Source organism: Streptomyces lonarensis (assembly GCF_012033735.1).
GTDB lineage: Bacteria > Actinomycetota > Actinomycetes > Streptomycetales > Streptomycetaceae > Streptomyces > Streptomyces lonarensis.
The window spans coordinates 1-8,594 of record NZ_JAAVJD010000223.1 but is presented as its reverse complement, the minus strand read 5'-3'; the positions used below and the strand labels follow the sequence as shown (position 1 = coordinate 8,594).

Annotated in this window: 5 protein-coding genes; 1 reads left to right on the top strand and 4 read right to left on the bottom strand. The window is 72.4% G+C overall.

The annotated features are described in order from the left end of the window. Window positions 1-955: 955 nt before the first annotated feature. Complete coding sequence (locus tag HCN56_RS20930; protein WP_167973441.1) at window positions 956-1,708, bottom strand: DUF305 domain-containing protein; 753 nt, start codon at window positions 1,706-1,708, stop codon at window positions 956-958. 178 nt (window positions 1,709-1,886) lie between these two features. On the opposite strand from HCN56_RS20930, the gene HCN56_RS20925 reads away from it, so the two are divergent. Continuing rightward, a complete protein-coding gene (locus HCN56_RS20925; protein ID WP_167973439.1) occupies window positions 1,887-3,293 on the top strand; it encodes an LVIVD repeat-containing protein in 1,407 nt (468 codons plus the stop codon). 50 nt (window positions 3,294-3,343) lie between these two features. Here the strand turns inward: HCN56_RS20925 and HCN56_RS20920 are convergent, their stop codons facing one another. The 3 genes from HCN56_RS20920 to HCN56_RS20910 form a co-directional block, all read right to left on the bottom strand. Further along, entirely contained in the window at window positions 3,344-4,429 is a 1,086-nt protein-coding gene (locus tag HCN56_RS20920) for an AI-2E family transporter (RefSeq protein ID WP_167973437.1), read from the bottom strand. Between the two features lie 356 nt (window positions 4,430-4,785). Beyond that, window positions 4,786-5,448: a TMEM175 family protein gene (locus tag HCN56_RS20915; RefSeq protein WP_312871334.1), complete on the bottom strand. Its 663-nt coding sequence runs from the start codon at window positions 5,446-5,448 to the stop codon at window positions 4,786-4,788. Window positions 5,449-6,426: 978 nt separating this feature from the next. After that, window positions 6,427-7,956, bottom strand: a complete 1,530-nt coding sequence (locus HCN56_RS20910) for a cryptochrome/photolyase family protein (protein ID WP_167973435.1) — start codon at window positions 7,954-7,956, stop codon at window positions 6,427-6,429. Window positions 7,957-8,594 lie beyond the last annotated feature (638 nt).

Below are 8,594 nucleotides of genomic sequence, written 5' to 3'. Positions count from 1 at the left end.
TAGGTCGCCGCCGAACAAATTGTGTGGGAGAGGGTCTCACTGGAACTCCGGTTCCGGTGGGGCCCTTTTCTGCGTTCTCGGGCGGGTTTCTCTTCTCCCCGTGCCTGCCGCCCGGGCCGGCAGGCAGGACCGGAAGCCCGCGGGCCGGGTGCCGAGGTGTGCGGGAGAGGGCGCCGACGGCCTACCCGCCGCAGCACACCCGGCGGCCTGCGGCAGCTCTTCCTCCGCACGGCCGATCGCTGCGAGAGGCCCACGCCCGACGAGCGGTGCTGCCCCGTGGGCGTGAGCCTCCCCTCGGCCCCTGTGCTCCGCCGGCGCTCCTCGGGCGACAGCCCGAGCCCACCTGTCTCGGTGCCCGTCCCGGACCGGGGCACCGTCGGGACCCCGCTGATTCCGCCCGGTGCCGAAGCAGTGGCGAAGTGTAGCGGAATTCGGTGTTGAATGCCGAATGGGTTTGTCCCGGCCTCGACACGCCGGTGTTTCGTCGGAGCCGCATCCTGGAACTGGGAAATAATCGGCCGCCACGTACGGCCTTTGAACATATGTCCACATGCCCAAGGTGCGGTGAAACTGTGAGATGCCCAGTTTGCGGAGGATCAGAGGGAATAGAGATCTACACGGACGAGGACGGTAACTTGCTGTGCATGTGCCCTTGCGGCGCGGCATGGTCTCCGTGAACGGGGCGCCCTGAGGCGTGACGGTGGGGTCCGGGGCTGCCACGGCCCGCGTGTGGCTGCCCGTGTCGCCACCGGGCCGTGGCGGGCTCTCGGCAGTCGCGGACGCGCCGTCGGTCGCCCGCAGGCGGGTGCGGGTGAGGTGACCGCTGTGGCGGGTCGGCGGGCACGTGGATTCACCGATATCGCGGATTCCCTCTTTCGAGTGGCCCCGCATATGCCGTTGTCCCTGGCGTGGCGACGGCATTGCGGGTTCGGAGGAAAGGGGCTCCTCGTGGAGTTCAGATGTCGTCCGACATCTGTTCCATTCGGCCGACTTCTGCGGCCTGCTGGGCGGCAATCTCCGTCGCCAGTTCGTTGACCGTGATGTCGACGCCCTCGGCGATCACGTCGGCGGACATCGTGACCGCCCCCTCGTGGTGGACGATCATCAGCTCCAGGAAGAGCTGGTCGAAGGTCGCGCCCCGTGCGTCGCCAAGCGCTGCCATCTGCTCCGGGGAGGCCATCCCCGGCATGTCGGAGTGGTCGTCCCCGGCCGTCGCTCCGCTGCCCGGGCTTCCGCTCTGGCCGTGGTCGCCGTGGTCGCCGTGGCGGCCGTCGTGTCCGTGGCCCGCCGGTCCGGCCTCCTCCTCGTACGCCTCCAGCCAGGCCCGCATGACCTCGATCTCCGGCGCCTGGGCGGTCGCGATGCGGGTGGAGAGCCGCTCGACCGGGTCGGAGTGGGCGTGCTCCGCGGCGAGATCGGTCATCTCCAGGGCCTGTTCGTGGTGGACGATCATCATCACGATGTAGTCGACGTCCGCGTCGTTGGGCTCCTCCAGCCGGTCTGCCGCTTCCGCGCGGACCTGTTCGGGGGTCAGTTTGCGCGCGTCCTCCCCGGGGCCGGCCGGGGCGATGATCGTGGCGTCCTCCTCGGTCGCCGCAGCTTCTGCCGTCTCCCCGGAGGTGCAGCCGGTCAGGACCGCCATGACCGCGGCGGTGGCGCATGCGGTGGCGGCGGCGGTGCGCAACGTGCGGGCGGAGTGACGGGGCATCGAGCAGCCTCCAGGCGTCGGCGGGGAAAAGTCGCTCTATTGAGATGTACATGCTTGGTCAATACTGGGTGCAGCTCAAGACCCCCACGGATTCGACTGTGCCCAGGAGGCCTCGGTGGAATCGTTGCGCAAGCGACGCAGATACACGCGAATCGGCGCTGCGGCCGGAGCAATCGGCATGCTGGCCGCTCTGTTGAGCACGGGAGTCGCCGCGGCGACCCCCACCCCAGACGACCCCACACCGTCCGAGATCAGCGCCGAGGAACGCTCCTCGGTCGCGGAGGCCATCGCCGAGGGCGAGATCCCCGGGGTGGACGAGATCGTCCACAGCGACAACATCCGCCACCTCGCCAACGTTCCCAAGGCCGGGCTGCGGGCCACCAACTCGGACATCGCCTTCCAGGGCGACCACGCGTTCGCCGGCAACTACGACGGTTTCACGGTGTACGACATCCGTCGGCCCAGCAAGCCCCGCATCGTCGCCGAGGTCTACTGCCCGGGCCCGCAGGGCGACATCTCCGTCCACGGTGACCTGCTGTTCCTCTCTGTCGACTCCTCGCGGAGCGACGACTCCTGCAACAGCACCTCCATGCCCGCCACCCAGAAGGAGGCATGGGAGGGCATCCGGATCTTCGACATCAGCGATGTGCGGGAACCGCGCTACGTCGCCGCCGTCGAGACCGCCTGCGGCTCCCACACCCACACGCTCGTGCCGGACGGCAAGAAGGACGTCTACGTCTACGTGTCGTCCTACTTCCCGCACGCCACGTACCCGGACTGCCAGCCGCCGCACGACGGCATCTCCATCGTCAAGGTGCCCGTGAAGTCCCCGGAGAAGGCGCGGCTGTCGTCCTTCGAGGTGCTGTTCCCCGACGGCGGGTTCCCCGGTGACAGCTCAGGTACCGCCACCAGCGGCTGCCACGACATCACCGCCTACCCCGAGCGCCGGATCGCGGCCGGCGCCTGCATGGGCGACGGCATCCTGATGGACATCTCGAAGCCCGCGGCGCCCCGGGTCATCGACCGCGTCCAGGATGTCGAGCACTTCGCGTTCTGGCACTCGGCGACCTTCAGCGAGGACGGCACCAAGGTCGTCTTCACCGACGAGCTCGGCGGCGGCGGCGCGGCCACCTGCAACGCCCGTATCGGGGACGAGTACGGCGCCAACGGGATCTACCACATCACCGGCAAGGGCGACCGCCGGACGATGGAGTTCCAGAGCTACTACAAGATTCCGAGGCACCAGGCCGACACCGAGAACTGCGTCGCGCACAACGGCTCCCTGATCCCCGTCAAGGGCCGCGACATCATGGTGCAGTCCTGGTACCAGGGTGGCGTCTCGGTCTGGGAGTTCACCGATTCCGGCAACCCGCACGAGATCGCCTACTTCGAGCGCGGACCCGTCTCCGACCAACGACTCACCTTCGGCGGCACCTGGTCGGCCTACTACTACAACGGCCACATCTACTCCAACGACCAGAAGGGCTTCGACGTCCTGCAGATCCGCGACTCGCGGACCAACAGCGCCAACGGCGTCAGGATGAAGGAGCTCAACGCCCAGACGCAGCCGCGCTACCTGCGCTGACCTTTCGGGCGCTCACCCCCCTGGGACGGGGTTGTCACCGCCTCCGGTGTTCACGTTCCGGGGGCGGTGGCGCCCGTCGGCCCGCCGCTCGACGGGCCCGGCTCGGCGCGGCGGCTGCCCCCGTCCGCGGCGTGCTGCGCCCGGTGGTCCCGCAGCTCGGAGGCGATGCCCACCGCCGCGGCCGTCAGCGGCACCGCCAGCAGCGTGCCGACCAGCCCGCCCAGCGAGGCGCCGGCAGCCACCGCGAGCAGGACGAACGCGGGGTGGAGGAAGACGGTCCGGCTCTGCACCACCGGCTGGAGCAGGGTCCCCTCGATCAGCTGGACCGCGAGCACCACCGCGAGCGCCCCCACCGCGAGCATGACGCCCTGGTCGGCCAACGCCACCAGCACGGCGACGGTGCCGGACAGAAACGCGCCGACATACGGGATGTACGCCCCGACGAAGACGAGCGCGCCGAGCCCCGCCGCCTGCGGGACGCCGAGCAGCGCCAGCCCGACCGTGATGAAGACGGCGTCGATCGCCGCGATGATGGTGGTGCCCCGCATGAAACCCGCCATCGAGTCCCACGCCCGCCGGCCCAGCCGGACAGCCAACTCGCCCCGGCCGCCGGGGGTCCAGCGCTGCACGGCATCGACGGCCCGCTCGCGGTCGCGCAGCACGAAGAAGACCAGGGTGAGGGTGAGGATCGTCCCCGCCACGAGCTGGCCGGCCAGGCTGATACCGGTGAAGGCACCCTGGGCGGCGGCCCCCGCGGCCGCGCTTCCGAGCGAGGAGAGGCTGTCGGCCGCGCCACGCACCGCGTCGGCGACGGGGCCGCTCTCCTCGGATGCCCGGTTCACCAGGTCGCGCAGCGTGGAACTGAGGTCGGCGGCCGCGTCGGTCAGCAGCTGCACCATCACCCAGATCACCGCCGCCACCGCCGCTACCAGCAGGGTCGCCGAGATGCCGGCGGCCCACCCCCTGCGCAGGCCGATGCGTCGGAGCAACCGGTCCACCGGCACGATCAGGGCGGTGATGAGCAGCGCCACGAGGACCGGCACCACCACGACGCGCAGTTGAAAGGCCAGACCCAGGACGAGCGTGACGACGCCCGAGCCGAGGAGGATCGCCGCCGACCACCGGATGACGGCCATCAGGCGACGGGTCGTCCGACGTTGCTGCTCCCGGGTTTCGGGGGGCGCGCTTCGCCCCGGCGGCCCGGTCGGTCGTGGGCCGGGCTCGGTCGGGCGGCTGGAAGGCGGCGAGTCTGCTTCCTCCCCGCGGGTGTCGGGTGCCGGGGTGTCCGGGCGCTTGTCGGGCTCCGGGCTCTCGGGCATGGGTCCGCTCCTCACCGATGGCTTGGGCGACCGCCGGTCGCCGGCAGCCCATTACTGCACAAACCTGTCGCAATAGGGTGCACGTGAGCGGTTCGGCGCGTGACGGTCGCGAGGACAACGCGGTGTCGGGAGACCGGCGGTGCCGCGCGGGCGGTCGGTGCGGCGTGGTCGGCTCAGCCGATCGGCAGCGCTCCCTCGTGCTGTGCGGCGCGGCGCTGCCCGACGGTGACGAGGGCTTTGACGGGGATCAGCGCCAGCCAGGTCAGCATCCCGGCGCTGGTGCTCAGGAATGCGATCGGCACCGAGACGGCGAACACGGCGGCCGAGAGCGCCAGGTCGGCGACGGCCAGGCGCTGCACCGCGTCGACCGGTCGGCGTCGCGGCTCGCAGCTCACCAGCAGCGCGAGATGGACGCCGTTGACCGCGGCGACGGTCCCCGCGTAGGCAGCGGTCGCCACCGAGTGGCTGCCGCCGTACTCGGCGAGGAGCGCGGTCGGGAACGGCAGCAGCGCGACCAGGCCGAGGCCGAGCAGGGTGAGGTGCCCGCCGCGGTCCACGGATGCATCCACCCGGTCCAGCACGTACCGGTGGTCCCGCCAGAACTGGGCGATCACCACGAAGGAGAGCGCGTAGGCGCCGAGGTTGGGCAGCTGGTCCCGCAGCGCCTCGTGAAAGGCGGCCGAGCCCAGGTCGGGTGGTACGGAGATGTTCAGCACCAGCAGGGTCATGGCGATGGCGAACACGCCGTCGGAGAGCGCGGTGAGGCGCCCGGTCAGGGCGGCCGTCCGCTCCTCGTTCGGGTGAAGTCCGGGCGGCGCTTGCTCACTGTCGGTCACGTCGACTACGGTATGTGTTCGCGGCGACGTGGTGAGTTCGCAACGCGGGGTGGTGTGCGGGGCCTGGGGTGCGGGGTGTGGTTCGGGACAGGTGGGGGAGCGCGATGGCGGCGAGGGTGCGCTCGCCCTGCTGGGGTTGCCGCCGGTGCGGCGGGAGGCGGCGGTGGGTGACCGTGGGGAGTGGGCGGGAGGTGGGCGGCGCGGAATCGGCCGGCGTGGACGCCTGCGGCGAGAGACCGTCTGCGCGCTGACGTCGCAGTCCGACGATCGGGTGCGGCGGTGCGGCGTGGTCCCGTGACGCGCCGGGGGCGGTCCGGCCAGGGCAGGCGAGACACCTCAGCCGATGAGTGCCCCGGCGAGGCCGGCCCCTGTGAGCAGGGCGAGGGTGCCGCGGAGGGCCGCGCCGGCGACCCGCGGCGGTGACGAGGTCCGGCGGTCACGGAACCGGCCGCGGCCGACTGGGGGACCCGGGCGCCGTGGCGCAGGGGGCGACTGCACCCGCCGGGCGGCGCCCGCCCCGGCAGGCGGCACGGCGGGCCGTGTCCTCGGCCGGTACGGCCGGTCGGTCGGGCCGGGGTGGAGCGGGGCCGGTGGGGAGCGGGCGCGCTGCCCCGGCCGGGTGGGGGAACGGGCCGGTGCGGGCGTGGTGTGCCAGCTGCCGGGAGGCACGCGCCGCTGCGTACGGAAGCAGGGGGGCTGATGCATCGGCCGGCTCCGTGCCGACCGGTGCGGTCAGCTCGGACGCCCGGCACGGGCTCCCACCCACCGTGCGCCGCCGGGGGTGCGCGGTCGCGCGGTCTGCTCGGGCGGTCTGCGGAAGGGGGCGCGCAAACGACGCAGAAACGGTGCGAGTTGGCGGCGAGCCGGTAGGGAGATCACTCTGGTTGCACCGCCGGGCTCCGTGCGAGCCGCGCTCCACCTGGCGCGGTGTCCGGAGTCCGGCGGCCTTCATCGCTCCGCTCGGCCGCGTCCGTCGGCTCACGGTGGCGAGGAACCGCGGCGATGCTCCTGTTCCAGCAGCTCGGGCAGGTCCTTCAGCCGGTCGAGTCCCGCCACCGGCCGGGACATCCGGTGATTGCCTTCCAGCCGCTCTCGGTGCCGGTCGAGGAAGGCCCAGTAGCCCGCGGTGAACGGGCACGCGTTCTCCCCGACGCGGACGTCCGGCCGGTAGGCGCAACCGCCGCAGTAGTCGCTCATCCGGTTGATGTACGCGCCGCCCGAGGTGTACGGCTTGGTGGTCATGCGGCCGCCGTCGGCGTACTGCGACATCCCGACCACGTTGGGCACCATCACCCAGTCGTAGCCGTCGACGAACGAGCGGTGGAACCAGTCGGTGACCTCCCGCGGGTTCCACCCGGACTGCAGGGCCCGGCTGCCGAGCACCATCAGCCGGGGGATGTGGTGGACCCACCCGGTGCTGCGGACCTGCGCGAGCACGGAGGAGAGGCAGCGGGCGGTGACGGCGTCGGCATCGAGCTCCTCGAACCAGCCGGGAAGGGCCCGGCGGTGGTTGAGCTTGTTGCTGCGGCGGTAGTCGTCGCCGAAGTGCCAGTAGAGGTGCCAGACGTACTCGCGCCACCCCGCGACCTGCCGGATGTAGCCCTCGACCGACGGCAGCGGCGCCGACCCGTTCCGGTACCGCTTCTCGGCACCCTCCACGCACTCGACGGGGTCGAGGAGCCCCAGGTTGAGGGGGACGGACAGCATGCTGTGGCTCATCCACGGGTCCTCGGCCAGGATGGCGTCCTCGTGCGCGCCGAAGCCGGCCAGCCGGTGGTCGAGGAAGCGGCGCAGTGCGGCACGTGCCTCCTTTCGGGTGGCGGGGAACAACCGGGGCCCGTCGTCGCCGATGAAGGACACCTCTCCGTCGCGTTCCCAGCGGTCGAGGTCGTGGCGGACCTCGTCGTCGATCTCGTCCTCCTCGGCCAGCCACGGTGCGGGCGCGCCGAGGGTGCGGGCGTCGCGGGGCGGGGGTTCGCGGTTGTCGTGGTCGTAGTTCCACCGACCTCCAGCCGGTTGGTCGTGTCCGTCGAGCAGCAGCTCGTGATCGCGGCGGACCTCGCGGTAGAAGTCCTCCATGCGCAGCGTGCCGCCCCGCCGTCCGTCGGCCCATCGCGCGAAGTCCTCCTGCGAGACGAGGAAGCCGCGGGCTGGCAGCACGTCGAGCGAGGAGTGTCGCCGGACGAAGCCGAGCGCCGCGTGCGAGGTGGGGTGGTGCACGGTCGCGTGGCGCCGTCCCCTCCCGATCCCGGCGGTACGTAGCCCCTCGCCGTAGGTGTCGGCGCGCACGTACCGGACGCGGTCGCCGAGCTCGGCGGCGCGGTGCCGCATGGCGGAGAGGACGAGGTGGGCCTTGGCGCGGTGGAACCGGCGGCGGCGCAGCACGGCGCGCGACTCGATCATCACCAGGGGCGCGTCCCGGTCGGGGCCTCCCGATTCGTCGGCGCCGTCCTGCGAGAAGTGCGGGCCGAGCTGGTCGCCGAAGAGAAGGTGAGGGCGTGCGGTCATGAGGAAGAGGACCTTTCGGCGGAGAGGAGCGGGGCGGACGCGCGGCGGGGTGGGGAGCCGATCTGTGATCATCCCGACCGCCGCGCCGCCAGGTGGGGAGCACGCTGCTCGGATGGGGCGCGGGTCGGTGGTGACGCGCCCTCACCCAGCGCCGAGCGCGGGCCGGTGCGGAGCGGGGCGGTGCCGACGACAGCCACGCACAAGGCGCCTCGATCCACTGAGCGCGGCCTGTACCGGGTACCGACGGGTCCGCAGGGGAGAGCCGGTGGCGTCGCCCGCCGCCCAGGTCTCCGGGGCCCGGGCGTGCCGATGTCCGGTGGGACGATCTGTCGGCTCTGTGCCGTCCGACGGCGCGGCGCCTCGGTTCGCCCCGCCCGCTGCGCCCGGTCCTTCGCCGCAGTCGCCCCCACCGCGTCGCCATGATGCGGCGGGCACCGTCTCGCCGCGCCCTGCCCCGCGCGGCGCCCGCCCGGCCTTGCCGTGCCGCGTCTCGTGCCTCGCTGGCCCGCCGCGCGGCGCCGACGGCCCGGAGCCGGCCCGCCGTGCCGTGCCGTGGCGCCGTCCGGCCGTGGCTTCCGCTGACGGTGGCCCGCCCCGCCGCGCGGCGCGGCGCTCGGCTTCGTCCGGCGACACTCCTC

What these genes read in the sequence shown, in the direction of transcription:
- HCN56_RS20925 (WP_167973439.1), top strand. Translation starts at nt 1,887, where the DNA reads ATGCTGGCCGCTCTGTTGAGCACGGGAGTCGCCGCGGCGACCCCCACC.
- HCN56_RS20930 (WP_167973441.1), bottom strand. Translation starts at nt 1,708, where the DNA reads ATGCCCCGTCACTCCGCCCGCACGTTGCGCACCGCCGCCGCCACCGCA.
- HCN56_RS20920 (WP_167973437.1), bottom strand. Translation starts at nt 4,429, where the DNA reads ATGGCCGTCATCCGGTGGTCGGCGGCGATCCTCCTCGGCTCGGGCGTC.
- HCN56_RS20910 (WP_167973435.1), bottom strand. Translation starts at nt 7,956, where the DNA reads ATGACCGCACGCCCTCACCTTCTCTTCGGCGACCAGCTCGGCCCGCAC.